Raw genomic sequence first — 479 nt, forward strand, 5'->3', positions numbered from 1 at the left:
CCTTAAGCCCTGCCATTTGCCACATTCGGTGACCAGCAGCCATTGGTTCTCGGGCAAATCGCTCGAATTGTTTTATTTCAGCCTTTGCATCAGCAAGAGTTTTATTCGCAGCATCAAGTTCACTTTTACGAGAATTATAAACCTGAACAGCTTTAGCCTGTCGTTCCTGGTTTCTGGCAACATCTTTATTAGCCTGATCCAGTTCTGCGCGGGCCTGTTCATAATTGCGTTCAGCCACTTCTACAGGATGTGTGTCATTCCATTCCTGCTGGAGGCGATTTTCCTCATCCTGACGTTGTTTTACCTGTGCAGGGGTAAGAACATCTGTCACTGATACATAAATCGGCTTCTGCCCACTTTCTTTCGGAAAACGGATCACCGCTTCATGTGAACCACCACCAAAGGTAAATCCTGCAGGAACGGCAGTCCGGCCTTTATCCTCCGTAATACCACGGGGAAGGGTTGTTGACACCGGAAGG

Annotated in this window: 1 protein-coding gene; it reads right to left on the reverse strand. The window is 48.0% G+C overall.

Annotated elements, in window-relative coordinates; all coding sequences use genetic code 11:
* Nucleotides 1-479, reverse strand: a 479-nt coding sequence (locus K0039_RS20955) for a colicin-like bacteriocin tRNase domain-containing protein (RefSeq protein ID WP_272491551.1), incomplete at both ends; no start/stop codon positions are given.

This window comes from Terrisporobacter mayombei (assembly GCF_020748465.1).
Lineage (GTDB): Bacteria > Bacillota > Clostridia > Peptostreptococcales > Peptostreptococcaceae > Terrisporobacter > Terrisporobacter mayombei.